Origin of the sequence: Paraniabella hibiscisoli (assembly GCF_022512515.1) — a bacterium.
Lineage (GTDB): Bacteria > Bacteroidota > Bacteroidia > Chitinophagales > Chitinophagaceae > Niabella > Niabella hibiscisoli.
The window spans coordinates 2,749,062-2,774,664 of record NZ_JAKWBK010000001.1 but is presented as its reverse complement, the minus strand read 5'-3'; the positions used below and the strand labels follow the sequence as shown (position 1 = coordinate 2,774,664).

28 protein-coding genes are annotated in these 25,603 nt (G+C 43.6%); 3 read left to right on the top strand and 25 right to left on the bottom strand.

Annotated features, from left to right (window positions below; translation table 11 throughout):
* Positions 1-233 precede the first annotated feature (233 nt).
* The 11 genes from gwsS to MKP07_RS17430 form a co-directional block, all read right to left on the bottom strand.
* Positions 234-1,034: a grasp-with-spasm system SPASM domain peptide maturase gene (gwsS, locus tag MKP07_RS17480; protein ID WP_317236042.1), complete on the bottom strand. Its 801-nt coding sequence runs from the start codon at positions 1,032-1,034 to the stop codon at positions 234-236.
* A 411-nt stretch (positions 1,035-1,445) separates the two neighbouring features.
* Positions 1,446-2,390, bottom strand: coding sequence for an ATP-grasp domain-containing protein (locus MKP07_RS17475; protein ID WP_240848326.1), 945 nt, complete (start codon positions 2,388-2,390; stop codon positions 1,446-1,448).
* The gene (locus tag MKP07_RS17470) at positions 2,387-3,028 is read right to left on the bottom strand and encodes a hypothetical protein (protein ID WP_240848325.1); all 642 of its coding nucleotides are present in this window, start codon (positions 3,026-3,028) and stop codon (positions 2,387-2,389) included. The genes MKP07_RS17475 and MKP07_RS17470 overlap by 4 nt, the downstream gene beginning before the upstream one ends.
* A gap of 89 nt (positions 3,029-3,117) precedes the next feature.
* Complete coding sequence (locus tag MKP07_RS17465) at positions 3,118-3,348, bottom strand: hypothetical protein (protein ID WP_240848324.1); 231 nt, start codon at positions 3,346-3,348, stop codon at positions 3,118-3,120.
* A 330-nt stretch (positions 3,349-3,678) separates the two neighbouring features.
* Entirely contained in the window at positions 3,679-4,497 is an 819-nt protein-coding gene (locus tag MKP07_RS17460; protein WP_240848323.1) for a hypothetical protein, read from the bottom strand.
* A gap of 75 nt (positions 4,498-4,572) precedes the next feature.
* Positions 4,573-4,833, bottom strand: coding sequence for a hypothetical protein (locus MKP07_RS17455; protein ID WP_240848322.1), 261 nt, complete (start codon positions 4,831-4,833; stop codon positions 4,573-4,575).
* Between the two features lie 38 nt (positions 4,834-4,871).
* Positions 4,872-5,078, bottom strand: a complete 207-nt coding sequence (locus tag MKP07_RS17450) for a hypothetical protein (protein WP_240848321.1) — start codon at positions 5,076-5,078, stop codon at positions 4,872-4,874.
* Between the two features lie 855 nt (positions 5,079-5,933).
* Positions 5,934-6,272 (bottom strand): hypothetical protein, encoded by a 339-nt coding sequence (locus MKP07_RS17445; protein WP_240848320.1) that lies wholly within the window; start codon positions 6,270-6,272, stop codon positions 5,934-5,936.
* The gene (locus MKP07_RS17440; protein WP_240848319.1) at positions 6,269-6,547 is read right to left on the bottom strand and encodes a hypothetical protein; all 279 of its coding nucleotides are present in this window, start codon (positions 6,545-6,547) and stop codon (positions 6,269-6,271) included. The genes MKP07_RS17445 and MKP07_RS17440 overlap by 4 nt, the downstream gene beginning before the upstream one ends.
* Positions 6,548-6,929: 382 nt before the next feature.
* Complete coding sequence (locus MKP07_RS17435; protein WP_240848318.1) at positions 6,930-7,631, bottom strand: LytR/AlgR family response regulator transcription factor; 702 nt, start codon at positions 7,629-7,631, stop codon at positions 6,930-6,932.
* Between the two features lie 3 nt (positions 7,632-7,634).
* Positions 7,635-8,360, bottom strand: a complete 726-nt coding sequence (locus MKP07_RS17430) for a histidine kinase (protein ID WP_240848317.1) — start codon at positions 8,358-8,360, stop codon at positions 7,635-7,637.
* 1,101 nt (positions 8,361-9,461) lie between these two features.
* Here MKP07_RS17430 and MKP07_RS17425 point away from each other — a divergent pair.
* Positions 9,462-9,767: a hypothetical protein gene (locus tag MKP07_RS17425; RefSeq protein ID WP_240848316.1), complete on the top strand. Its 306-nt coding sequence runs from the start codon at positions 9,462-9,464 to the stop codon at positions 9,765-9,767.
* Here MKP07_RS17425 and MKP07_RS17420 read toward each other — a convergent pair.
* The 6 genes from MKP07_RS17420 to MKP07_RS17395 all read right to left on the bottom strand — a co-directional run bounded on the left by MKP07_RS17420 (position 9,764) and on the right by MKP07_RS17395 (position 16,887).
* Positions 9,764-11,149, bottom strand: a complete 1,386-nt coding sequence (locus MKP07_RS17420; RefSeq protein WP_240848315.1) for a TlpA family protein disulfide reductase — start codon at positions 11,147-11,149, stop codon at positions 9,764-9,766. The genes MKP07_RS17425 and MKP07_RS17420 overlap by 4 nt on opposite strands.
* A 95-nt stretch (positions 11,150-11,244) precedes the next feature.
* On the bottom strand, positions 11,245-12,501 hold the full coding sequence (locus MKP07_RS17415) for a RagB/SusD family nutrient uptake outer membrane protein (RefSeq protein ID WP_240848314.1): 1,257 nt from the start codon (positions 12,499-12,501) through the stop codon (positions 11,245-11,247).
* A 234-nt stretch (positions 12,502-12,735) separates the two neighbouring features.
* Positions 12,736-13,314, bottom strand: coding sequence for a hypothetical protein (locus MKP07_RS17410; RefSeq protein ID WP_240848313.1), 579 nt, complete (start codon positions 13,312-13,314; stop codon positions 12,736-12,738).
* 95 nt (positions 13,315-13,409) lie between these two features.
* Positions 13,410-14,591, bottom strand: coding sequence for a SusC/RagA family TonB-linked outer membrane protein (locus tag MKP07_RS17405; RefSeq protein ID WP_240850906.1), 1,182 nt, complete (start codon positions 14,589-14,591; stop codon positions 13,410-13,412).
* Between the two features lie 290 nt (positions 14,592-14,881).
* Entirely contained in the window at positions 14,882-15,811 is a 930-nt protein-coding gene (locus tag MKP07_RS17400; protein ID WP_262919352.1) for a carboxypeptidase-like regulatory domain-containing protein, read from the bottom strand.
* Positions 15,812-15,906: 95 nt separating this feature from the next.
* The gene (locus tag MKP07_RS17395) at positions 15,907-16,887 is read right to left on the bottom strand and encodes a FecR family protein (protein WP_240848312.1); all 981 of its coding nucleotides are present in this window, start codon (positions 16,885-16,887) and stop codon (positions 15,907-15,909) included.
* A 96-nt stretch (positions 16,888-16,983) separates the two neighbouring features.
* On the opposite strand from MKP07_RS17395, the gene MKP07_RS17390 reads away from it, so the two are divergent.
* A complete protein-coding gene (locus tag MKP07_RS17390) occupies positions 16,984-17,349 on the top strand; it encodes an RNA polymerase sigma factor (protein ID WP_240848311.1) in 366 nt (121 codons plus the stop codon).
* Positions 17,334-17,555 carry a sigma-70 family RNA polymerase sigma factor gene (locus tag MKP07_RS42660; RefSeq protein WP_394803665.1) on the top strand — a complete coding sequence of 74 codons (222 nt, stop codon included), beginning with the start codon at positions 17,334-17,336 and terminating at the stop codon, positions 17,553-17,555. The genes MKP07_RS17390 and MKP07_RS42660 overlap by 16 nt, the downstream gene beginning before the upstream one ends.
* A 702-nt stretch (positions 17,556-18,257) precedes the next feature.
* Here the strand turns inward: MKP07_RS42660 and MKP07_RS17385 are convergent.
* The 8 genes from MKP07_RS17385 to MKP07_RS17350 form a co-directional block, all read right to left on the bottom strand.
* Positions 18,258-19,205 (bottom strand): hypothetical protein, encoded by a 948-nt coding sequence (locus MKP07_RS17385; protein WP_240848310.1) that lies wholly within the window; start codon positions 19,203-19,205, stop codon positions 18,258-18,260.
* A 717-nt stretch (positions 19,206-19,922) separates the two neighbouring features.
* On the bottom strand, positions 19,923-20,150 hold the full coding sequence (locus MKP07_RS17380) for a hypothetical protein (protein WP_240848309.1): 228 nt from the start codon (positions 20,148-20,150) through the stop codon (positions 19,923-19,925).
* Positions 20,151-20,319: 169 nt separating this feature from the next.
* Positions 20,320-21,171: a hypothetical protein gene (locus MKP07_RS17375; RefSeq protein WP_240848308.1), complete on the bottom strand. Its 852-nt coding sequence runs from the start codon at positions 21,169-21,171 to the stop codon at positions 20,320-20,322.
* 300 nt (positions 21,172-21,471) lie between these two features.
* A complete protein-coding gene (locus tag MKP07_RS17370; protein ID WP_240848307.1) occupies positions 21,472-21,756 on the bottom strand; it encodes a toll/interleukin-1 receptor domain-containing protein in 285 nt (94 codons plus the stop codon).
* A gap of 62 nt (positions 21,757-21,818) precedes the next feature.
* Complete coding sequence (locus MKP07_RS17365; protein WP_240848306.1) at positions 21,819-22,415, bottom strand: alpha-ketoglutarate-dependent dioxygenase AlkB family protein; 597 nt, start codon at positions 22,413-22,415, stop codon at positions 21,819-21,821.
* Complete coding sequence (locus MKP07_RS17360; RefSeq protein WP_240848305.1) at positions 22,388-23,551, bottom strand: helix-hairpin-helix domain-containing protein; 1,164 nt, start codon at positions 23,549-23,551, stop codon at positions 22,388-22,390. The genes MKP07_RS17365 and MKP07_RS17360 overlap by 28 nt, the downstream gene beginning before the upstream one ends.
* Positions 23,548-24,420 (bottom strand): error-prone DNA polymerase family protein, encoded by an 873-nt coding sequence (locus MKP07_RS41260; RefSeq protein ID WP_317235846.1) that lies wholly within the window; start codon positions 24,418-24,420, stop codon positions 23,548-23,550. Before MKP07_RS41260 ends, MKP07_RS17360 begins: the two co-directional genes overlap by 4 nt.
* A 19-nt stretch (positions 24,421-24,439) precedes the next feature.
* Positions 24,440-25,597, bottom strand: coding sequence for a PHP domain-containing protein (locus MKP07_RS17350; RefSeq protein ID WP_262919351.1), 1,158 nt, complete (start codon positions 25,595-25,597; stop codon positions 24,440-24,442).
* Between the last annotated feature and the right edge of the window lie 6 nt (positions 25,598-25,603).

The window sequence follows — 25,603 nt, the reverse complement described above, 5'->3', positions numbered from 1 at the left end:
ATGGTAAAAATTACCATCGCAGCACAAAAATTCGAAAAATTATTCGTGAAACATTGTAATTATAGCGTGAAACACCTACAATATAACAAAAGAACTCCGGCGGTTCAAATGGTAAGTTTAACAGTCTTAATTATAAATTTGGAGTAACAAAAATTACAAAGACTTTGAAGGGCCAGGATTGGCGGATAAGCCGGGCATTTCAACGATGCCATAGTATCGAATAGCTTGTTGTTTTAAAGGATTGGCACTCCACTCTTCCCATTCTCCAGTATAAGGGTTGTAACCACATTTGAGTGGCTTGCTAAAATCATCTTGGGGTTTTCCAGGTAAGCACGACAATCAGTACAAACATACCGAAACTCGCAATCACGACATATATCTACTTCATCTTTGGCAATGTGCCAGACTCGCTGAAAATCTAATTGGTGCACAATTTCGGCCAAAGTAATATTGCTGACGTGTCCAAAACTTTGAGTCATTGATGGACAATTTTTGATATTCCCTTCCAGGTCAATTCCTATCTTACGGTTTAAACAACTGTTGTAATGATGCGCCTCAGAAACCGGTTCCATCAAAGATGTGAAATAATCCGGGTGAATAACGCCGCAACAATGAGCACCACTAATCTGCATACCGACAAATTTGATCGGCGTCAGTAACATGTTAGAGGTAATTTCTTTTGAATCAGGGCTATCGTGTAAGATGATAGAAGTGATCCTGGGATGGTGATCACAAAGCTGTTGCCATGCTTGTTCAGAAACATCGGGGGCAAATCGAGTAACAATGCCGATAGAGTTGAAAACAGATTCAGTAGTCGCATTTAACAGGTCAGAAAAAATGATTGGATTCAAACATTCATAAGAACGAATTTCAATTTTTCTGCACCCCAACTCATCTAACTGACATAATACCTTTTTTACGTCATAGGCAACTGGAAGCCTGATATCAAGAATGGCATTTGTAATGCAGGACGGGTTATGCCATTGCAAAGACAACGCCGGAAAGGATTTGGGCGACTTAGTAAAAAAATCAATTCTTGCTCTACTAAAAATGAGAAATACTCATTTATTACCTCGCAATGCTCTTCTCCATAATAAGTCCTAACGTCCTCAATTGTGCTAAAGTTCGGGTCTTGCAAAATTTCACATAAGATGTTAGGGATTGGATACACCTGATTACGCTGCAAGTCACAAATTGTACTTCTCGCATATCCTTTCACAAGGATGCAATTGGCATATAGCCTATATGGTACATTATCCATCATAAAGTTAAAATAATCTTGAAATGGGTTTCTGAGGTGGCTCAACAAGCGCTTGTGTGCTTTGGTACCGCTTTATGCGAATATGCTTGTCAGAAAAGACGACAAATTTTTTCTATAGGATTGAAAAGATGAAATGATATAGGAACCCATTTCATTACCTCCTCAGATACCAGATCTTTCATTTTCATAGATATTCAGCTATTTGCTTTTCGATATAAAAGTTGCCAGCCAACGACAAAAAACCGTACTGACCATAAGGGTTGACTTCCAAAAACACAAATTCTCCATCTGGTGTACAGATCAAGTCAAAAGAACCATAGTTGAGGTTTAGCCTCTCAAGCATTGCCCGCAATTGTGATTTGATGATCTCTGGCAGTTCAAAAGGGACTTGCCTGTTGGGCTTTTGAGCGTCTATGCCACGTCCATCAATCATCGTTTTATCATTGCCCTGGGTAAAAGTGGCTATACCATAGAGCATTTCCCCGAAAACGAACACTCTGAGCTCAAATTGTTTAGGGACAAGTTGTTGCACCAATGACGGGAAAAACAGCTCCCCGCACTTATTGAGCAAATCATCGGTTACTTCTTCGGTTTTCTGCCCGCTAATGAGCAAATCCTTAGTGTTAATTGAAATTCCCTGATGCATCGACTTGGTAATCATTCGTCCCCATTTGCTTTTTAGTTGGCGTAGAACAGCCTTACTCGATACTATCTCGGTATTGGGTACCCGTAACCCCAATTGCTTCGCAACTCGCAAAGCAATCAATTTATTGACTGCTGAATTAGAAAACGGATTATTGCCGAAGCACTTGTCCACGCTGTTATTCAACATTGCTTCTATAAATGTTGCTGCCTGGGCAGTCAAGTGTTCTCGCAGTTGCGAATCTAATTCAGGATCTTGACTAAGCAGGATGGGAATTAAGTTCGACCTGCCGTTAAAGTAGCACGATTGAAATTCTCGTTGGTGAATATTCTCTCCTTTAGTTACCGCCTTGGCGGAAATCGAAGCGTTCCAGTTTGCAAGCTCCTGAACATTGTTTACCCGGAAAAACTTCTTGTTATAATGAACTAGCCATTGAATAATATCAATTGTTGTTTCGTCCCTGGCTCTTGTGTGTATAAAGATCATGGGCTGTCAGGCAAAATATTCTTGATGACGAGAGTATTGATTTTTAAAAACTCATCCACATATTGCTGTGGTTCATTTGGAGCGCGCTGCTGGGTCAAAAAGACACTGAATAGAAAACAATTAGCTTGGCTCGGGATAGCAGACTTGATTCTAATGAGCTCATCTTCGAGACTGTTTAAACCTAATTGCCTTCTGATGTCATTTGCGATATCCCTAGAAATTTGGGTGCCACCGTACAAATTTTTGCCAAACAGTGTATAGTAGTGGGCTGCCTGTTCCTGCTGGAAATGAAGCCTTTCCACCATCAAGTCCACTGCCTGTTCCGGTTTGAGTTTTCCCTCGTTTACGCCCTTTTGATAGAACAGTCGAGTAAAAATGCTGTCTAAATGCACATTAACCAATATGGGTCTCCTGTACATCAACCTGAAAAAGACTGGCTTGGCATCCAACAATGTATCGTTTGTAATAGCTACCCCAAATTGTTCTTCGGAGGGGAAACTGTTTTCTTCCAGGTAGGCAAGTATAATTTTTGCCAAAGAATCACTCGTCCATTTCAATTCCTTCAGTGCTGCCGGGTGTTGCCCCTTGTTATAATACTCTTTATATACTGCATCGCTTTTTTCTAATAATCCGGACATAAACTGTAGACTTTGTTGGTTACGTCTTAGAAATCCAGTCCGCCGTATTTCTGCTTCCTTTATGAATTGCGACCATCTATCACTACGCTTTAGGTGACTATAACAAGCTTTTTTTCAAAAAAATCAGGAGCAACACCTTTGTCGGCAAGTAGCAAGCAATAGGCCATAGATTTTTCCGGCTCATTTAATTGAGCTGCGCAAATCGATGCGTTGTACAAATCCTGAGCTAATGGCGTATTTTGTATACTAAATGCCGAATCATAGAGCCTGGCTGCATCTTTATAATGCCCATTTGCAAGAAAGAACTCTGCCGAGTTCACAATCTTTAAATAACTGTTTTGGGGTGCGAACCAACAGAGCGATGAAAACAAAAGGGGAGTATCATATTTTGAAAAGTTTATTCGAAAATGAAGTCAGGTTTCCTTACAGTGTTTTATCTGGTCGATAACGATCTGTAATGTTGACAGGTAAACTCGTTCAGACTCTTCATTGACAAAGCTGCCATAGACCGATATTGGAGCGTAAATTGCAAACTTGCTTTTTTATTTTCTAGTTTATACTTTAGCTTCCGCTCAAAATCTGCAAGGCTTGACATACCTATTCTTTTCCGTGCAGCTTCTATTTTATCAAAACTTAGAAAGGGCTTCGTTTCACGGTAAAGTGTACACTTGTATTGATATATATATGAGAGGAACCAAAAAATTTGTTGAATCCGCTCCGACAAAGTCATGCATCCTTGCGTAGTAATCCGGTTTAATAATTTTGTTCCTTAGAGCCATCCGTAGTACTGGGTTAAATAGTGTGTCTCCAACCATTCTAGCTTCGTAGTTATGGATGATGATCACATCAAAAGGAAGACCAATCCTCAAAACGGTATCGTCTTCAACATAGGCTCCGATCTTGTCTTCTGAAAGAAAACCATAGGTATCGAACAATTTGCTGAGATGTCTACTGATCGTGTCGTAGGTCAAGTCCATTATTAAGCGCTTTTGCTTATCCATTCCTGAATTTCTCCATTCATGGTTAACATGTTGATCTTTTTCTACGAGGCTATCAAGTAACCGTCGAATAGCACCATATTTAATAGCCTGGTCGTTTTTGACCTGTGCTGCCTTTGATAACAGTTTTGTCCAATTTTTATTGCCTTTAAGGCTTTGATAAACCGATTTTTTCAGAAAGAAATTTGCTCCCACGCCTTTTTCACCCAATTCCATACATAGCCGCATGGCAACTTTAGTCTTACCGGTTTCAATTGCACATACAGAGGCATTATATAGGTCGTGGCTAAAGTGAAATTGGTGCTCTCGGAATGCGAGCATATACAGTTCTAGTGCTTTTTGATAGTTGCTGTCAACAATTCTCAGTTCGGCCTGATTGACCAACGAGTCATATCGACAAAAAGCGTTTATAGGACTCACCATAAAACATAACAGGGAGAACAGAATGAGTATATAGCGTCGAATAGCCATTCGTTAAATTGAAAGTTTAAATTAGCAGCTGGGTCATTTACCCAGCTGCTGGTTACGCAAGTGAGTTGATCGATATTAGCTTGGAACCCAATCCGTGGTGCAGTATTCGAGGCCGGTGTAGCATTCACCGGCATCTGAGAAGTCATCGGAACTCCAACTTTTCAACTTTTGCTGTTGATACCGCACACCATCCACGATTTTGTACTCGGTCATAAGCACCTTTGTACCACCAGGTGTAGAACGTCCACCCAGCACAAGATTCATCTTTTGTTTGTTAAGGGGAATGAATTTCGACTCATTTATCGACTCAAACCCGATTTCTTGGTTACGTTTCATTGTTTAAGAATTTAATTTTTTGTTGACAGTTTAATTTTTTAGTACCAACCTCCATAACTTATACCTAAACCATAGCGGCAGGTTACATCGCCATCGACTTCGTCCGTAGTCCAGGTATTGTAAATGGCTCTTGTCATTGTCATCATTTGCCCGGGGGCATCAGGGTTCGGAACCTGCTTTTCTTCGAATTTCCCGGAAGGCTCGCTACCTGCGCCGGTTTGTCTTCCACCTAATACTTGCGCCATTGTTTTCAATTTGAGTGGAGCAAATCTTTGAGTTTTTAATGACTCGAATTGTTTTCTCATGTCTAAAAAAGAGTTTGGCTTCTCATTTTGGTAAGTATTTACAACGCTGTGAAGCCGTTTGGTCAGCGCACACCGTATTTATTCAGGTTAGAGGTGCTTTTCCTGTTTGTATTCGGCCGAAATACAGTTTCGTGCATCAATTGAGCTATAGAGGTATTGTTGCAAATATTATATTCCTTTTTGAGATTATTTACAGGTAAAAACCTTTAAGTTTTTATGGTATTTTGATAAGTCAGTTAACTTAAAGAGAAGAAAATTCTCCCTTCATGTGAAGGGAGAGATTTTCAGCAACCAAACATAAACACCCAAACCACCATGAAAAAGCTATGTGAATTGCTTCCGCTATCTAAAAAAGCAGGATACAACAAATCAGTTTATAACAAGGCAAACCTTATGTCAGACCAATGACTTATGGGCACAAAAAAGCATCGTGGGCGCTTGTCACATCACTTGTACCTAGGGCTGTCGAAGGCCTTGCACACAAGCAACGCTAAAACGCCCACGATGCTATCGTGGACGTTTAGCTTGTTACTCGGCTGTGTGCTTTTGAATTTCGACATTTTAGGCACAGCTTCGTATAGCTAAACGCTAACAGAATATATAGTTTGAAGTAGCGGACTGCTACCTCGCAAACATAAATCTTAAAATCAGGCTACCCAAAAGGCATTTATCCGTATTACTGATAAACAGGTTTCCTTTGCCCTTGGGATACAGCGCAAAAGTGGAGAAACTTTTTTATTTGCCGGCCATAAAGACCATTGAATATACCAGGTAAAAACCAGGGGTTTTGTGTTGTCATTTCAAACGATGATTAATACCGGACCTAATCACTTGGATAACTGCAGGCATCAGTTCGGATTGAACATCCAATTGCCAGGTATAGTGCAAGTTTTTTAAGGGATTGGCGGCATCATAAAGATCACCACCTGTACATTGAACAGTGAAAAGTCCACTATCGGTTATAGTACAGGAATCAACTTGAAAACGCATCGAGGGTTCGGGGAAGCGCCGGATGAGGAAATTACCATGTTTACGGCTCAACGTGAGCAGTAGTCGCTTGTCTTCTGCTATATTGATTAATCTCATATTGAGCCCATCCTTTTCCAAAAGAATTTCAATTGTGTCTTTTCTCATATTATCGGCCCTGAATCCATTTCGTATACCCGCTGGATAAGGGCAATTAATTTGTCTGACCCTTCATAAACAGGATAGATAGCAATATGCTCCTCCTGATTGCTACTGTTGTGCACCAGTTTCAGCACAGAGCCATGCACAGATATTCTTTTCAAAGGGGTTAAGGTACTATTGACAAGTGGGGTTGCATTGATCCACAGGTTTCCTTTATGGAAATAGAAAGCTTCGCCATACACGATCATTAGATTTCCGGATTGTGGATCAATTTCGATCACGACCAGGTTAGCTTTTCGCTTTATTTTTTGGCACCTGGAGCGGAAGTATTCTTCATATTTTCTTATTAGGCTTTATGTTATCGTGCCAGTTTTCCGCAATAATCAGACCAATAGTTTTCATAGGACAGAGCATGTAGTGTTAAACCAACGGTATGCCAATATAGGCGACGCTTTGGTGACAGGTGTTTTGAGATTATTAAATGCGAACTTGAAACACAAGCCTATAACACCCTGTTGCATTGTATGTGGCTATAAACGAAAACGCCCGGCATTTTAAAAGCCGGGCGATCCTTTGTAATGGGTTAGTAAGTATAGTAACAAAGCTAAGGTTTGTTGTCCACTCGGTATCTTATTTCTCAGGCTCATAAGTGCCCTATTCCATCTACAGTTCGTTTAATCTATTTCTCAAACTACTCGCATAAGTTGGGCCAATATCGAGCACAATATCATTTGATAGAATAACCTGGTTGAAAACAATACGGGAAACGAATTTGAGGTTGATGATATGAGATTTGTGTATGCGAACAAACTCAGAACCTGGCAACAACATTTCAAAGTTACTGAGTGTGTTGTTAACCATCAAAGGCTTCGCATTTGTGGTGTAAAGCAGCACGTACTTATTGCTGGCTTTGAGCCAGATCAAATCCATCAGAAACACCTGGTAACTATGGTTGCTGTCGCACCGAACAAATACAGAGTCGGGCCTCCGGTGACTAAGTTCATTATTGCCTAGCCACCTTCTAGCGCGCTCTATTGCCTTTAAAAACTTATCTGACCGGACCGGCTTGCTGAGGTAGCCTACAGCGCCCAAATCGATTGCATCTGAAGCATAGTCAACATGAGCCGTAACAAATATGACGACTGCACGGTCACCTACGCGCTCTGCCACCTCTATCCCATCCATGTCCGGCATGTCTATGTCGAGGAAAACAATGTCCGTCTGCACCGTCCCGGACACTATCTTCCTCACACCGGAAACTGCATCCATGTCACTCCCCACCAATTCCAAGCCAGGTGTAGCGGCAATGTGATGTGACAGGTTTACTATAGCATGTTCCTGGTCATCGATAATATAGCATCGCATAATCTAAAGTTGAATGGTAAGGGAAACCGTATAATCCGTATCCTTATCAACGGTGGTTAAACTATGTTTCCCGGGATAATAGTAGTTGAGTATATACCGCACGCTGTCCAAGCCTATTCCATTTCCTGGAAAAGTCTTTCTCTTCTTTTGGTTCCACGTATTTAGGTGTAGAGTTCCTGAATCAATTTTGATATCGATAGTTGCGGGAGACTCAGGGTCATTTAGCTTCCCATATTTGAAAAGATTTTCGATTACCGGCATTAGTAGCGATGGCGGCAGTAACAATTCATCGTCTCCTAGCTCTACCTTACTTGTTGCACGAAGGCTTTGGCTATTATTATGTATCAGGCGTTGTAAGGCGATCAGGTTGTCAATTTGTGACAGCGATCTACTTACAGGCACCTTCTCTACCGTTTGCGTATTGATCATTAAGGGTTCCAACACCTCAGAAATCAATACTATGGCTTCGGTCATTTGGGGCGCGTATTTGCGGCTTTGAGCCTCCAGGTAGCTTAAGGCGTTGTGAAGGGTGTGAGGATTGAGCTGCATTTGAACTAGTAGGCTCTCCACCCTACTTCTTTCTGCTTTAGCTGCAAGTAACTCCATTTGTAATTGCTTCCGCTCTAGCGCCCGTTGACCTATATGGTGCAACGCGGCGACAACTAATGTAATGCCCAGCACATACTCCAAACGCCAGGCCGTTAAAACCAATCGGTCGGCGGAGAACACAAAGCTTAAGAAACCCTCATGAACCGACTGTCGAAAAGCAAGAAAGCAGCGCAATAGGTGATGCACCACAACTAACGTTAACATGCGGCTGAAAAATTGCAATTTTCGGGATGAATCGAATGCTAACGGCGCTATCCATGCAAGATTCGCAAAGAACGTAAGAGCCTCCAAGGCATAAGTGCAATATCCTCGGATTGTTGGAGGATAATCGCTGTAGAATAGCAGTCCCATTTCCTGGATAAACAGTATTATGAGAAAAATAGACGGAAGTATCCACTGGCTGACGATCTTAAATCGATGTATACTGTACGAAAACATAACTAAGGCTTAGTGTCCAGGGATCGTATCGAACGTTTCACACCATCTCAAGGACGTTTTACGAATTGGAAATCGGTTATCTGAATTGAGTTGTTATTTTCAATAAATATTCAACAGTTGACTTAGTAACATTAAAACTATCAATCATGAAAAAGCAAGATCAATTAAAGCGCGTGCGCTCTACGTATTTGTATCTTCAAAAAGGTAAAAAATTTAGCTGCTTCAGCCACAGAACCGACAGTGTACACCATCTCCAGGGCAAGTAGTTGCTGTTAGCCGTATCAACAAGCAGGTGTCATCAAAGAGCACCTGTTTGTTTCCTTAACGAAATTTCTTTCACACCATCAAACGGTAGGTTTGCACCCTGGTTTTAAGGTTTCACGAAAAAGATTTGGAAGTCGCTTAAGCCGGTCTATACCTTAGCCCTCGTTGGCACACCAGTAGAGACATTAGAAGCAAAGTATAGAATAAACCTATGGAAGATCGTCTGGACGAAAGAATTTAAGTAAAGGTTTCATAGCATTTTGTTTGGTGCTTACAATTTAACAAATAATATATTAAAATACAAGCCGCGCACTCCAAACTAATGTATCCATCGCCTAAAATACCTATTGCTACCATGTTACCTACCAGTGCAGGGATTGCACCACTGTGGATTTACCTGATTGAAACCCATTCTGTTTAACTAAACTCCGTGCATGGCGCGGATGGCACCCAAACTCACTTATTTTTTAACTCCCAAACATTTAAACCTATGAAAAAGTAATCTTTTCCGCAGCCCTGATGATGGGCCTCGCTGTTGTTTCTTTTGCTGGCAATCCAAAAGCTGGCAAAGCAGAGCCTAGCACGGCGACCACCAAGACAACAACAGCCGTACTTAAATGGTTTCACTTTACCGGTGATGCCAGTAACCCAAGCGAGCTATCTGATCCCAGTCTTTACGAGGAGGAAACTACACCTACCTGTCCCAGCGCCGACAACACTTATCGCTGCGATATACAAATCCTGAATGATGAGAATAATCCTGATCAGCCGGATTTGAGCCAACCTGTTCAGGACATTCGCAGGCGTGCTACTGCTCAGGATTAATTTGCACTAGGAGGCCTTTCGCTATCGAGGGGTCTCCTGTTTTTATCTCCAATTACTAGCATCGGAATTTCTCCCTCTCGTTCTTTAACTGCAAGCCCGTATTTTGTGAGCTCTTTATTTATTGCATTTCTCCCCTGAAGCGCCTCCATCGTTATAGATATGTCAACCGGAAAATTAATATTGGAATTGTTAACAAAAGGTAGCTGCTCAATATCTGCCAAGCTATATAAGATTTGCTTTAATAGAGATTGAATCCCATCATTGGTAATTGATAGGCGACCTTGGCTTATTAATGTTTTCGATTTACCGCCCCGAGTCAACAAAGAATCCAATGGTCCAATTCTTTCTAAGCTTAGATATTTCGTGTGCCTATTCTCTATTGATACTGTATAGGGCAAAGCAGACATGATGTCCATCTCCATGCGTTTACTAATTTCTTCGTTTCCGGTATTGGCTGCTTTTAGCTCGTAGCTGAAAAGGTTCTCCTGCCTCCACTGCGGAATTAGTTCTTGATCCACTGGAGGAAAGAGTATATCAGGCCGCGCTACCTCTACTTTTAATCTTGCATTGCTCTTTAGCTCAAATATACCTACCGGAAACCCGTACAGCCTCTCATTAAAACAGTATTGGATTAGGGTCAACGCGGACATGTTCAGAAGTTTTATTCCGTTAGGCAGTCTCGCGTTCGGTCCGTACAGCAACCTATATCCACCTGCCATTGTAAGGTTTGATGTTCCTTTCAGTAACAGCGAGTAGCTAATAGATAATGAATCAACGATGTTAAAGGGAGTAGCCAGTAAGGCTTGATCATTGTTGAAATAGCCATATTCAGCTTTCTTAACAATGGCAGAGTAATCGCCTTTCAGCGCCTTTCTAATATTGTTAGCTGATGCGCTTTGATGGTGTGCAGGGGAAATGTAGGTGCCAGCTGTATTAATCCAAACATGATGGGGCTGGCTTTCGTGTGGAAAAAGCTTTATAAGCTGATCATTACCGGTAACTACCTCCAGGTTGGGTATTTTTATTTTAAGGCGGTTGAAAATTTTTTCTACCTGGTCTGCTGTATCACTTGTAACTAAAAGGACTTTTAGTTGGTCACCAAATTGCGCTTGCAAAGAGTCTAAATGCCCCATGCCAGCAAGACAAGCTGTACAATACACACCCCAAAAGTCAAGCAACAGCAGCTTGCCCCGATACTCCGAAAGTTTTACTTTCTTTCCCGGTTGCTTGTAAAAATTAACGATGGTCAGGTCCGGCACCGTCGCACCTATGGGCAAAGGAGACAGTGTTTCCTGTGCCTCCACGACCTTGATAATACTGCACATAACCACCGCCATTATCCAGCCTTTCCGCCAAACATTAAACTTTTTAATAGCCTTCATTTTGTGTGAGATTTACATTTTTCAATATTTGGGTTAATGGAATGGGGTAAAGGACCGCGGTTGGCTTCCAACTCGGCTTAAGTGGCGCTAATATCTCACCAGCTTTTCCGGTTCGCTTCAGATCGAACCATCGATGTCCCCACTCGCAAAGAGAGTTCTACACGCCTTTCCTGTTGAATACGTGAGAGAATTTCTGTTTTACTTATATCTCCTAATACATTTAAGCCGGCCCTGTTTCTTATTGCGTTAAGATCAGATAACGCACCAGATAAATTTTCCATTTCTGCCCTTGCCTCTGCACGGATAAGGTACATCTCCGCCAACCGGACCATCATCTCGTGCTCGGTAATAGTTGCATTACTACGAACTTTGTACTTAAACGGGTAAAAAATAGTTTCGCTACGGTAAACGCGCGAGGTGATCCACGATGTTTTTCTACGGTCATTTGTTTCAAAGCTGGCATTTAGTTGCGGTGTAACCAGGTAGGTGGGTGCGCTCGCTGTAGATGCGGGAAGAATAAGATTTGCATCGTACGTGTTGATGTTCGGTTGCGTAGGTGCCAGCTGCCAGATGGCCTCCTTGCTCCCTGCCAGAAACACCTGGTTAAGATCGGAGAGTAATGAATAGTTAGCGTTGACTACTACAGAATCAGCCCATCGGCCCGCTTCTGCCCACTGTTTGTTGTATAAGCATACGCGGCTTAGTAAAGCCCTTGCAGCAGCCCTGTTAGGCCTTGCCCTGGCTGCGCTAGGGTATTCATCGGTAAGAAGGCTGTTTGATGCTATCAGGTCGGATTTGATGGAATCCCAGACAGTAGTAACCGGTGCGCGAGGCTGTCTGCTGTTGAAATCATAGTCCGTGCCGGTTATCATCGGTACGCTACCAAAAAGGTTCACTAAATTAAAATAGATGAAAGCGCGTACCAATTTTGCCTCACCCAGCACCCTGTTTTTTATTGCCGGGGATAGCGCGGTTGATTTCTCTGCGCCCTCGATGCAACTGTTGGCCCCATAGATTAAGTTGTAAGCCTGGTTCCAAAACCATGTTTCCAAGCCGAAAGACGAAGGCGTAAGCCGGTTATACCGAAAATCATCCCTGTCTGTTACTGTAAAATAGTAAAGTTCGTCTGCCGACAGTCCGCCCACCAGTGACACAGCAGTCGTCGAAATGCCGACGGAGCTGGCGCTCATTTTGCTGTATAAGCCGTTGAGTGTTGCTATTGCTGTTTCATCGTTATTAAAAGCGTTACTGCTTACAATTAAATGCGGCGGTGTACCCACATCTATCCACTTTGTGCAGGAAAAACAAAGGGTTAACAGGACTGCTACAACGACGGATACTATATTCCTCATTTTGATTTCTATATTTTTAGAATTGAACTTTTATGCCAGCCGCTATCACGCGTAGAGGCGGTAGAATAAATCGTGATTGTGTTTCTGGGTCGGGACCTTCGTAATTGGTTATTGTGAGTAGGTTTTGGGCCTCTACGTATACGTTGCCAGACCGCAGGTGCACATGCTGTAGCAGATCCTTTGGAAGCTGGTACGATAGCGAGAGATTTTTTAATCGGATAAAGGAGGCGTCGGTTAGTACCGCGGACGAACTTGCTGTAAAAAATACATGTTGTAGAGTTCGCTGCCGCCCTGCGATGTTAGTTTTGCGTAGGGAGTCACATCGCCCGGTTTGCGCCAATGACCTAAAACTTCTTTGGGCTGGTTGCCACCAACTCCTAAAGCGCTACTATTTCCATAAACCGGATGTCTACCTAACTGTTTAGTAAATTGAAAGAGAAAGTCAAGCGAAACCCCTTTGAACCTTACGGTATTTTGAAAACCTCCATAAAACGAAGGGTCAAAATTACCGACGACAATATAATCATTGATGGTGTAGCTGCCATTGCCATCCTTATCCCATAGTTTGTAAATACCCGTTGCGGGATCTACCCCCTGAAATTGGTAACCGAGAAAAACAGATAGCGGTTCATTGATTCTATAGGTTGCCGCCTGGCTGGAAGACTCAAGCCCTGGGAAACTAATAAGTGCGTTCTTAGGAGCGGTGAAATTTAGAGATGTGCTCCAAATCAGATTTTTTGATCGTAGGTTTTCAGTTTTTAACTCAATTTCCCACCCGGTATTTTGCACCACTCCTGGAAAGTTCTGCAGCACCAGTTGAAACCCTGTTTGTGACGGTAGGGTATATGAAACCAACTGGTTTACACTGCGGTTTTTAAACCTCGCAACCGAAACATAGATCCGATCTTTTAAAAGCCCATTTCCAAGGCAGCTTCCAGTTTCCTAAACTGCTCCCAGCTGTAGTTTGGATTAAATAGCCGCGTAGGAAATAAGCTAAGTGATTGCTGGTACATATTGGTTTGCGGCGTGTAGGTATCCAGGAATCCATAATTACCAATACCATCGTTACCCGAGGTGCCATAACTAACTCTAAGCTTTCCATAGCTTAGCCATTTTGCGTGATCTGCTACAAGCCTGGCATTAGAAAATACCCACCCACCAGCAATCGACCCAAAATTTGCAAACCTGTTGCCCGGACCGAAGCGTGAAGAGGCGTCCCGTCTTGCAGATGCATTGAGCAGGTATGTTTGATGCCAGTTAAAGGAGAGCCTTGCGAAGCCTGCGTTGTAGCGGTACAAACTATAATCATCTGTAACAGTTACCGTACCTGCGCCGGTAATGGAACCAAGCAGTCCGTCACTACTATAGTTTGAGCCATTTAGTCTCACATTGGCCCGTTCCGATTCCTGCCAGCTACCACCTAATAGCAGGCTTATTTTTCCGGCTGTAGCAATTCGCGTATCATATTTAACCTGCGGCTCAATGCTCCAGGTTCTGGTTTTGCTGTGGCCGAAGCTAGCAATACCGCGGGTGGCTACTTCTGGGGACTGTGATGCTCTAGGAGATTGTAGCTCCTCATCGTAATCAAGCAGGTTGTAACCACCATTTAGAATAAGCGTGATGGACTCTATAGGGCGAAACGTTAATCCCAGGTTTGTGTTAATCATATCTGTTACTCCTACGTAAGGGCGCAATGTGCCGGCGAGCGGATTGCCATACCGGAGTGTAGCCTCATCCCAAACAAGTTTACCCTTGTCATCAATCAAGGTAAACCCATATGGAGCTTTAAGATAGTCAGCAGTAATATCTTCACCTATCAAATTACTTTTATTAAACGAGTATGCAGATTTGAATTGCAAGTTGAATTTTCCGTTTTGAGAACCGTGATTCAGGGAAAAACTTAGCGCCTTTCGGTTGGCATCCGTATTGCCGGGAAAAACCGTGCTTTCCCGGTAGTAATTTGCACCGGCTGAAAAATTCGTTCTCTGACTGCCTCCACTTAAGCTTAGCTGAACATTATTGTTGGAAGCCGTTTCTCCTGCCAGTATTTTATACCAGTCATTCTCAATGGTCGTGTCCAGCCCTACCAAATCAAACGCGTTACTTAAGCTAGGGGGTAGCCCATCATTTGCTAAAGCCTCTCGCCGATAATCCCGGTACTGCGTAGGGCTAAGCAACTGCATTGTACGCGTTACTTTACCCCAGCCGTTGTAAATGTTTAGACCGACATTTAGGCTGCCGGAAGAACCTCTTTTCGTGGTGATCAGTATGACACCATTTGCGCCCCGGCTTCCATAAATGGAAGTGGCGTCCGCGTCTTTCAGTACATCTATACTTTCTATGTCGCCAGGATTTATCGTATTGAGCGGATTGTTTACATTTATCTGGCCGGTAGCAACGACGGTAGATGGATTGGTAGCATCAAAGGGATTCCGTCTACTATGTACAACGGTGGGCCATCTTGTTGGATAGAATTTCGACCCCTGATCTGTACCGTAAAGCCTGATCCGGGCATACCATTTGCCTGTGTTATAATAAGTCCCGGAACCCTGCCTGCCAATGCGGCTATGGGGTTGGATACGGGCTGCCGTTCTATCTCTTCAGCCCTAACGGTGCCAACGGACCCCGTGTTGAGCCGTCTGGTGGTTGTTCCGTATCCGATTACCTGAACGCCATCCAGATCAGATACTGTCCGGCTCAGCTGCATTAGCATATTGCCCAATACAGTAAAACTTTGTGCTGGAAAACCAACGCCCTGAGCAACAACTGTTGCGCCTTCCGGCACCTGGTCCAATTTAAAAAAACCGCTTCCGTTGGTAATGGCACCTCTGTCAGTACCTTGTAATAAGATAGATATACCGGGTAGAGCACCGCCGGCTTCGTCCAATACTCTACCACTCACATCTATGAGTTTTTGCGTGGGCTCTTGTAAAGTGCCCGTTGGCACTGGTTTATAAATTACCACTCGCCCATCCACAAATCTGAAGGAAAGACCAGTACCTTTTAGCAACAACTCAAGTGTTTTGGTGAGGGTACGTTGCGCTGCAGGAAAACTTACCTTACCCGCCTTTTCCGTTTCAGCAGCAGGGTACCCTATCAGCACATCAGCACTTTTAGCCAGGCGCTTTAATGCCTGCGTTAAGGACTCTTTATCGGCACCAAAGCTCACCGCTTTATCCTGCTGGCAAAGCGCCAAAATAGTAAAGAGCAAAAAGCTGGTTGTAACGGCAAGCCGTCGCAACCGCTGCAGGCCATTTTCTCTAAAGAAATAAAATGCCCATCGCCATCGCCTTATGGCTATTTTATCCATAAATTGCGTGAGTTTAAATTGTGAGTAATCTATTTAAGCTACAACCCCCGACTTGCTTCCCGGCTGCGGGGTTTATTGTTATTGGTATATCAGTTTCAGCATCCTTGCCCGGTTATCATTACAACGCCCTTAGTAGTTTCGTAATGCGCATTTACAATAGGGCATATAAAATCAAGTATTTCCTGCAGGCTTTCCGTTCCTTTGAATGCGCCACTGGCGCCTATCTTACAGTTTTTAATAGCTTCGTTTGAAAACTGGATCACCACACCATACCGCTCCTGTAGTCTTTCGGCAATCTGCCCGAAGGTTTCACCGTTAAAGTCTAAACCATCCTTTGTCCAGGTTACCGCGTTTGCTGCCACAACTGTTTCTTGCGTTGCTCGGTGACCGGTAAATGAAATTTGTTGGTTAGCGGTAATAACGCCCAGGCTTTTGCCCGCCCGCTCCACCTTAACACGGCCCCTGGTAACGGTAACAGCCACCGAATCGCCAGCCTGCTTTATGTTGAAAGCCGTACCCAGCACCGTAACCTTTAAGTCGTTCACCTTTATCACAAAGGGTTTGCCGGGGTTGTGTGCTATGTCGAAATAGGCTTCGCCGGTAAGCGTCACCTCCCTGCCCTTTACATTAAACCTAGCCGTGTCTACCTGTAATTGGCTACCAGCATGTAGTATCACTACCGAGCTGTCGGGCAGGCCCACATTCCTGCTACCGATAACCTGGCTGTTGGTTACCTCATAGCGTACTACTGCCGGCAGCTGTTTTGCATAAGAAAAAGCGTTTCTATAAATAAACAACGAGATCAATGCCAGACCCAGCAGGCCTACAATGGCAGCGGCAACTTTCATCCATGGCTGGAAAAGTGGTTTTCGTTGCTTTGCCTGCACCCTATTTGTAACCAACCTCGCCTGCTCTTCTGCATACCTTTGGGCTTCCGGTGTGCCGTCCTCATACAATGGCTTCACATCCGGATCGTCCAGCTGATCATACCAGGCATCCAACTCCTGCTGCTCAGGCGGCGTTAACCGATTGAGCCGGTGTTGCTCCAATAAATATGCGAGGCGTTGCTGGTCCATTACGTGCCCTTTATTACTATATCGAAAAAAGAACGCGTACCCTATGTCAAATTCAAAATTTTTTTATAAAAATATTTTTAATTTAACTTTGGAGTAATGGCCTACGCTTATGACATACAGGATGATCATTTGCTCGCATTATGGAAACTGGGCGATACTACGGCCTTTACCCGCTTTGTAGAAAAGCATTTTCTCAGCTTAGTGAATATAGCACAACGCAAGGGTTGCCAGTGGGAATTGGCTGAAGAATTGGCGCAGGATGCCTTTGTTGCCTTGTATGAAAATGACCAGTTGCAAAACAACCCGGTGGCGTTTTGCCGCAGTGTGCTTAAAAATAAAGTGATAGATGAATACCGCCGTAAGAAGGTATCGGCGGTAGCGACAGCCAACGATGAGCCTGCCACCGGTGTAGCCGTGGCGCAGGCCATCCCCTTGAATATAAAGAGCTGGAACTGCAGCTAGCCGATTATATTGAGCAGCTACCTGAGCAAGCTCGAAAAGTATTTTTACTACGCCGCCAGGGGAACCTTACCAATCGCGAAGTGGCAGACCAACTGGGCATCTCGGTAAAAATGGTGGAAGCGCATATGACAAAGGCTATGCGTCTGCTAAGAGAACATTTAAGTTACACCCTAGTGATTTCGGCAACAGCGAACCTTCTCATATAGTCACAAAATGAAAACTTACAAAAATGATCCATACCATATCAGAGCTTAAACAACGGCCGTTTAACGCAATTGCTCAACTGAGCATTGAACCTACTTTTCTCCCTTGATAGCATAGCGGATCAAGTCTATGGCATCTTCAGCAGCTTCCGGACTATCGAAAATGTTCAAAGCCAAGTTTCCTGAATTTATCTTGTACAGATAGGATGCCAAGTAATCTATGTAGTACTGCGCTAACGGAAATGAAAAAAGCGTGTTTTTCTCCGAATTCCCCAAAAGAATATGCCAATTGCTGCCTAAAATCAAACCAGGAGCCTGATGACTATTTGCCCTCATCGAATCAATGCACTCGCGGGCTTGCTCCTCCGTATGGTAAGCAGCGATAAGAACGCCATCCGTACTTTCTTCTCTGCTGAAGCGAAAAAGGTTTCAGTAAAGAATTCTTGTAAATTCATGACGAAGAGCTCGGCTGTTTTAATGTCACCTACAACAGCAAACAGGTTTGAAGACTCCAGGAAACCGCCTCGGCCTTTGAGGGCACCATTAATTAGATCATCGATTGTCATAGACAAAAAGTGTTGAGCGGTAAAAGTACATAAATAATTATTGCTCAACTGATCCTATACCCCTCAGCATAAATGTAAATTACATAACGGGAATATTGGAGAAATTCCGTATGACTGAAATATGTCCAGACTCCCGTCCTTAGTGTTCCCCAATCGAAATATTGCCTCTTACAAACACGTTAGCTGAAGACCATTCATCTTTATGGCGCCAGTCGATGCCAATACCAAAGCTGGACGGAGCTTCAAACGCTCTAAATTTTATCTTTTTACTCAATAGATTGTTATAAATGCCGACATAATATGCTGGGGCATCTCCCGTCACCGAATTGAGGACCACGTAAGGTGTTGGATTAAAATACCAGATACTTACAGGCACAGAGGCTGCAAACCTAAACCGTGTTACGTCAGTTTTTAACTGTCCGTATTTTCCGTCGAACTTGTCAAAGGCAACTACCTGGGAGGTTATGATTGCTGAACCAAAATCCTTATAGCTTAACAACCCGTCGTCATTCCATCCGCGGCTAAGGCTGGTATTTAGAGCAAGTACGAAGTATTTTGATTTAGGAGGGAAGAAAGTAAAATTTCCTTCAACGCCGTAGCTGAAAGGATAGCGCTTTTCAACAATATTCTTATCGGTATTGAATAATTTTATGTTGTCCAGCGAAACAAAAACACCTACACCCCAGGCATAGGTTGTTCCTTTATAGACGTCGAATATTTTCTTTACTTGGCTTTGATAGCCGAGCTTTAACTTGCCACCTGGTCGAAATCCCGAAAAATCGGAAAGACTGACGATATCTGCAGCGTTGATCATGGAAGGTTGCAGATAGTAGGCGCGCTGTTTGATTACGGTAGAATCAAGGGTGAAGGCTGCCCCGTTCCAAATGGTGTCGAAATAGTAGTTAGTGATCCGGGGCTTGGTGGACAGCGTAACGGAAAAGTCTTTCGCGCTAAAGTCGAAGCGATACCTCTTTGTACTGAAATAAGAGAATACTGACTTACCCTTGCTGTCTGTTGCTATGTCCTGGCCATAGGTTACTGTATTGAAGAGCAGGAAAACGATGATTAACGAGTAAAATGATTTCATGTGTAACTGGCTTTGGTTGAGAGTATGGCCCAAAGTTAGTCGGATAGTGCAGGATTTGATACCGTAAAAACACCCGTTTTAAACCGTATAAATAGGGAAGCTCATTTTACCTTCCGACTTAAAAGACTTCGCAAAAGAGCGCTGCCCCAACCACTAACCAACACTCGGGCACGATTGTCGGCCTGCGGCCCTGTGACATACATCGTTACTTTAATGGCTGTATATGCTCCTGCCGGTGCTTCTCTGCGGAACGCTTATTACTGCAAACTATAAATAACAAGAATCCGCCCGCCAAGGCTAACAAAAGTCCTAATAGCTTAATGAAATGTTCTGCCGGGCCAATAACGACTTTATGCTCATAGCTTTTGAAGGTTTACACACCGGCGTAGTTATTTCGGTTGAAGCGGCGCCGGTTCATCCAGTAACGGAGCGCCAGCCCTACAATGATTGCAACAATACTGATGATGATCATACGTGTATCCATAGCAAACTTTTTATGGTAAGGTAAAAGATAATGGCCGGAGCATCCGGCCACCACTACCACCCAATCATTTGGGGTTGATTTTAATCCTGAAGATGAAACACAAGCCCGGAGAATATTATCTCGACTGTATAGGCGTTAGTTCTAACATTCACGGCATCGGGATATGTACCCGGTTACTACATTTTTATTGCGGCGACCTCCTATTTTACATTTACCGCATTGCGCGGCCGGCCCTAAGCATTTTCTGAACTGATATCCTCCGGCGATCCTACCGGAGTTCCGTTGTAGATGTCAGCACACTCATTTAGATTATCGGCTCCGGCTGCTTTAGACTCCTTGCATTTCCACCCGAGGGAAAGTGCATACGTAAAACCACCTCTGACCCGGTCCATTGCTGCCAGGTCCGCAATATGAATTTTGTTCAATGCCAGTTTCTTTGGCGGGCTTGTTTTCTTTTTCATAAGTCATGTAATTTAATTGTCAAAACTATACCTAAAAGAAAATAGCGACCTAGAGGAAACGCGACATTAGCAAGACATTATACCAGTCCAAAATGGTTGAATTTTGGAAGGCATCTGCCTCCTCCTATTTAATAGCATATGGAAAATATATTACAAAGCGACCGAAAGCTTATTTTTCTGTACCGATGCGTTCACAATTGACGAATCGTTGTAACCCTGGTATTCTGCTTCTAAGGCTTCCGTTGTAACCAGTACCATCATCCTTTAAAGAGGTTATAACTTTAGCTTTAAAATCATCCACATTGTCAAAACCGAGTACACCTTTAGTTTTCTCAAAATGCCTCATCGAAACTAATCTGTTGAAGAACTCAAAAGAATAACCATACTCACCTAGGTAAACATAAGTTAGGGGAAACCATCTTAAATCATGAAGTTGAGCAATGTAATAACAGAGCAAATCTGCTTTTAAGAATGTTTCTCTATCGTAAAAATCAGGTACTCTTGTAGCCATTAGTTCAGCGTGAACGTTGTAATAATTCTTTCCTCTTAACTCTCTGTAAAAGTCGTCAATGTCTTCATAATAAAAGCTCAGAGCTTCAAATGTTTGCGGTTCGTTTTTGTAATTGTATTCATATTCTTGAACAAGATATCTCGCGTGAAATAACTCTTCTAAGAAGTCGTATCGAAAATTTTTCAAAGCGACCGACACGGTATATAGAAAGAGTTCGTGAGTTGTTAAACGGAAATGCCTATAACGCCAACTTTGTCTAAATTCATGGTCAGTCTCCGATTTAGGGGGACCAAACAATAAAGGTAATCGTTCAAAAAAGCGAAGAATTGTGTCAAAATCAAAGCGAACTTCACTTCTTAGCAGTTTGTCTAAAAATTGGATATAATCGTTTCGCAAGGGAGCATATTGAGTAAGCTTATCTAACGCATTTTGACCCATGGTAGATGTGTCCAAAGTATCAAGCCGAAACTCGTGTAGATTATTATAGTACTCATCCAGAAAATCACGCAAATAAGTGTTTGCCCTATTGGGATTCTTCTCAATTTGGCTGTCGAAACTTCTAACTAAAGTCGTTGTTTTGAAATGAAATGGAGTATCCTCAAAGAGATATTTCGGCGGGATGCCGAGCTTGGGTTTCGTTAGACTGGGACGATCATATATAACTCTTAGAAGTTTTTCATAGTTAACTTCAAAGTGCTCCGGATTGGACAGATCGACATATATCCTCCCCTAAGATAGGCAGGAAGATATGGTTGTCCATTCTCATCCAGATCCACTACAATGGGTATAAATTTTTCCTGTTGTACATTTTCATAAAGCTGGGGGTAATGATGAGCGTCTCGGTTCCAACACCCCCTTTCTGTTGTCGGCCTTTATGCAGTAGTTTTTGTCAAGTATGATAAGTACCTTGTCTATGTCAGAAGAATTCACCATTGACTCCATAAAAGCATACTTGTCATGCCCCTCCTTTAAATCCCATTTGTCATATTTTATATCAACCCCATCCTGCACCAATCGATTGGCAAGATTTGTTACCCAGTCCTGGTGATCGGCATCACTCCAGCTATATGATATAAACCCTCTCTTTTTATCCATTAAATAGTAAATTAATAATAGTAATTCCCCAATTTCGGATTTTTTTGGAGAATAGCTATGACCTAATCCATCACCTTCCTAAACGTCATATTAATTCTTGCATTCATTGGCATTATAGACTTTGCTATGCGATGCTCCCAACCTTTTTGCAGCTCGGCTTTCATTAGTAGTAAAGACCCATGTTCCAGTTTAATCGAATACTTTTTCCTGTGATCGTCCTTGTTCCTAAAATCAAAGTTCCTTTCTTCGCCTATACTAACCGATGCGATATCGGTTTTCAAACCAGGCATGGTATCCTTATCTGCATGCCAGGCTACAGAATCATTTCCATCCCGATAATAGTTAAGTAACACGCCCTGGAAACTAACACCGGTGTGCTGTTCAATCCGCTGCCTAAGATCATCCAGTTCCGAAAGCCACGGTAAAGCTTCGCGCTTCCCTTCGTCCCTTTTTCTCTTATCGCCATACCAGGCCGAGAGCCGGGGCGTGATCACTTCCTTATCATACATAATCTCTTTATGTTGCTGCCAGGGAACGGTATCCAAAAGTAACTTCAACAGTTTATTTCCTTCTTCCCGGCTAATAAAACCGGGAGTGTAGGTCATCAGCTCTTCCGGCAACTGTAGTTGCTCTATATCGTCAAATAATTTTTGTTGCATTGATTGTCATTTAAAATTTCTCGAGGGGAATAATTCACCTTGCACTGCTTTTTCAGCTTCCTGTTGCCATCGGCAGGAAATAATTCACCATCCTTTTCATCTGCTCTTGACTGAGGCAGCACTTGTGGTTCTGTACCCGGCGCTGTCATTTCCCGGAGCAGCCAGGACATATTATAGCAGGTCGTTACCACAACATGTATTACTTCTCCTTCTTTTTGTAAACGGCCCGAAACCATGAGCAACCTGGATTGCAAAATCTCTTTGCGGTATTGTTCAAATACTTTTTGAAATACCACCAAATTTGCAGTACCTGTCTCATCTTCAATGGTGATAAAACAGATCCCACTAGCCGTACCTGGTCGCTGCCTCACCAGCACGATTCCGGCAACACATAAAAACTCGCCGTCGTTACGTCCGGCTAAATCCGAAGTGGCATGTATTTGATTGGCCTTTAGATGCGCCCGCGCAAAGCTCACCGGATGGGCTTTTAAGGACAGCGTTGTACTACTGTAATCCTGCAATACATGTTCGGCTGCCGTCATTTGGGGTAAACAGATCAGCGGCTCGGTGGTGCTTTCTGATGGCTGTCCTTTGAAAACGCCGTGCGGTTTATCTGACAGGGCAGACACTTCCCAAAGCGCCTGCCGCCGATCCAGGCCGATAGACCTGAAAGCATCTGCGTCCGCCAGCTTTTCCAATGCCGATTCGGATACCCCCGCATCATGCAGATGATGCAGGCTCGCGAAACCATCTCTGCGGGCAGACAGCAAGACCTGCATATCTTCTTCGCGTAAACCTTTGACCTGTCTGAAGCCTAAGCGCAAGGCACAATACTTTCCCGATAATTCTTCTAATGTATTATCCCAGGCGGAAAGGTTAATATCTACTGGTCTTACTGCTACACCATGTTTACGTGCGTCCGATACCAATTGTGCCGGAGCATAAAATCCCATAGGCTGACTATTGAGGATCGCTGCCGCAAACACATCCGGGTAGTAGTGTTTCAACCAGCAGGATATATAAACCAGTAAGGCAAAACTAGCCGCATGACTTTCGGGGAATCCATAACTACCAAATCCCTCCAGCTGCCGGAATACGCGTTTGGCAAAGTCTTCCGGGTAACCCTTTGCCATCATACCGCTAATGAGCTTTTTTCCCAATCACTTACTTTGCCCTTCGCTTTAAAGGTCGCCATGCTCCTGCGCAGACCATCTGCCTCAGCCGGGGTAAAACCCGCCGCGACGATGGCTATTTCCATAGCTTGCTCCTGGAACAGCGGTACCCCTAATGTTCGTCCCAAAATTTCCTCCAGCTCTTTAGAAGGGTATTCAACCGGGTCTTCTCCGTTCCTGCGTCGCAGATAAGGATGCACCATGTCGCCCTGTATAGGACCTGGGCGAACAATGGCTACTTCGATAACCAGGTCATAAAAACATTTAGGCCGCAGACGTGGTAACATGGACATTTGCGCCCGGCTCTCGATCTGAAAAACGCCAACCGTGTCCGCATGTGAGATCATTTCGTAGACATCAGGATCGTCCTGGGGTACATTGGCTAAGGTCAGTTTCAGATTATAATGTTTCCTGGCAAGATCAAAAGCTTTTCGAATGCAGGTAAGCATCCCCAGCGCCAGCACATCTACCTTCAAAAAGCCCAGCGCTTCAATATCATCTTTATTCCACTCGATATTTGTCCGGTCCTCCATGCGCGCATTCAGGATCGGGCATAGATCTGAAAGTCTATCCTGAGTAATTACAAACCCTCCAGTATGCTGTCCTAATTGCCGGGGAAAACCGATATATTGCCGCGTGAGCTCAAGCGTTTTTAATAAATGAGGGTCATCCGATTTAAAGCCATTACCTGCGGTCACTTTTCCGTCAAACCAATCCCCTGTGAACTCATAAGATGATTTGGCCAGGTGATCTACTGCATCTGCAGAAAGTCCCATCGCCTTTCCTACATCTCTTACAGCTCCCTTCCAATGCACTTCAGTAACCGTTGCCACAATGCCGGCACGGTGCCTTCTATTTACTGTAGATATATTGCATTACTTCCTCTCTCCGCTCATGTTCGAAATCCACATCAATATCCGGTGGCTCATTGCGTGCGTCGGACATAAACCGGGCAAATAAGACCTTAAATTTTGACGGGTTCACGGAAGTGATACCTAAACAATAACACACCACTGAATTGGCGGCCGAGCCACGCCCCTGGCAAAGAATATCCCGGCTGCGGGCAAAACAGACAAAATCGTATACGGTCAGGAAATAGGACGCATAATTTCTTCTTTCGATAAAATCAAGTTCCATGTTGATCGTCTCCCTGATTTTTTCAGGTATATCGTTACCAAACTGCTCGGCCGCTCCTTTCCAGGTAAGCCTAATCAGTTCTTGTTGCGGTGTATGTCCCTCTGTGGTCAGCTCTTCCGGGTAAACGTATTGCAGCTCATCCAGCGAAAAAGTACAGGCATCTGCTATTTGGCCTGTGCGGCGGATCGCTTCAGGGTATTGGCGGAAGAGGCGCCATTTTTCTTTGGCAGGTTTCATATAACGCTCTGCATTCTGACAAAGCAGGTAGCCTGCATTGTGTATGGTTTTCTTTTCCCGGACGCAGGTAAGGATATCCTGAAGCTCCCTGCGATCCCTATCATGATAATGAACGTCGTTGATAGCAACCATCGGCACCTGGTAACGCTCAGCCAGTTGATTGAGCCTGAAAAGCTTTTTGGCATCATCTCCCTGGTAGGAACAAATGGCCCCCTGGTAAACGTGTCTGCCTAACCGGTCACTGTATTCCCTTACAGCATTTTTAAAATCCTCTTCAAAATCAAACCATTCATTTAAGCTGGCAGGTGGAATGATAATAAATTTCATTCCTGCAGCATGCTCGTAAACATCCTTTTTATATAATTCACATTTGCCTTTCTCTGTACGCAGATTGCCTACAGTAAGTAATGCCGAAAGTCTGCTGTAAGCATCTTTATTAGTTGGATACGCCAACAAGCTGAACCCGTCCACGAGGTTCAGACAGCAAGCCGGTATGAATCTTACGCCTGCTTTTTTAGCCGCCACATGCGCCCTTACAATCCCTGCCAATGTGTTATGATCGGCCAGTGCAATTGCCTGATAACCCAGTTCGGCCGCGTATTGCATCAATTCTTCGGGATGGCTGCCGCCCCTCAAAAACTA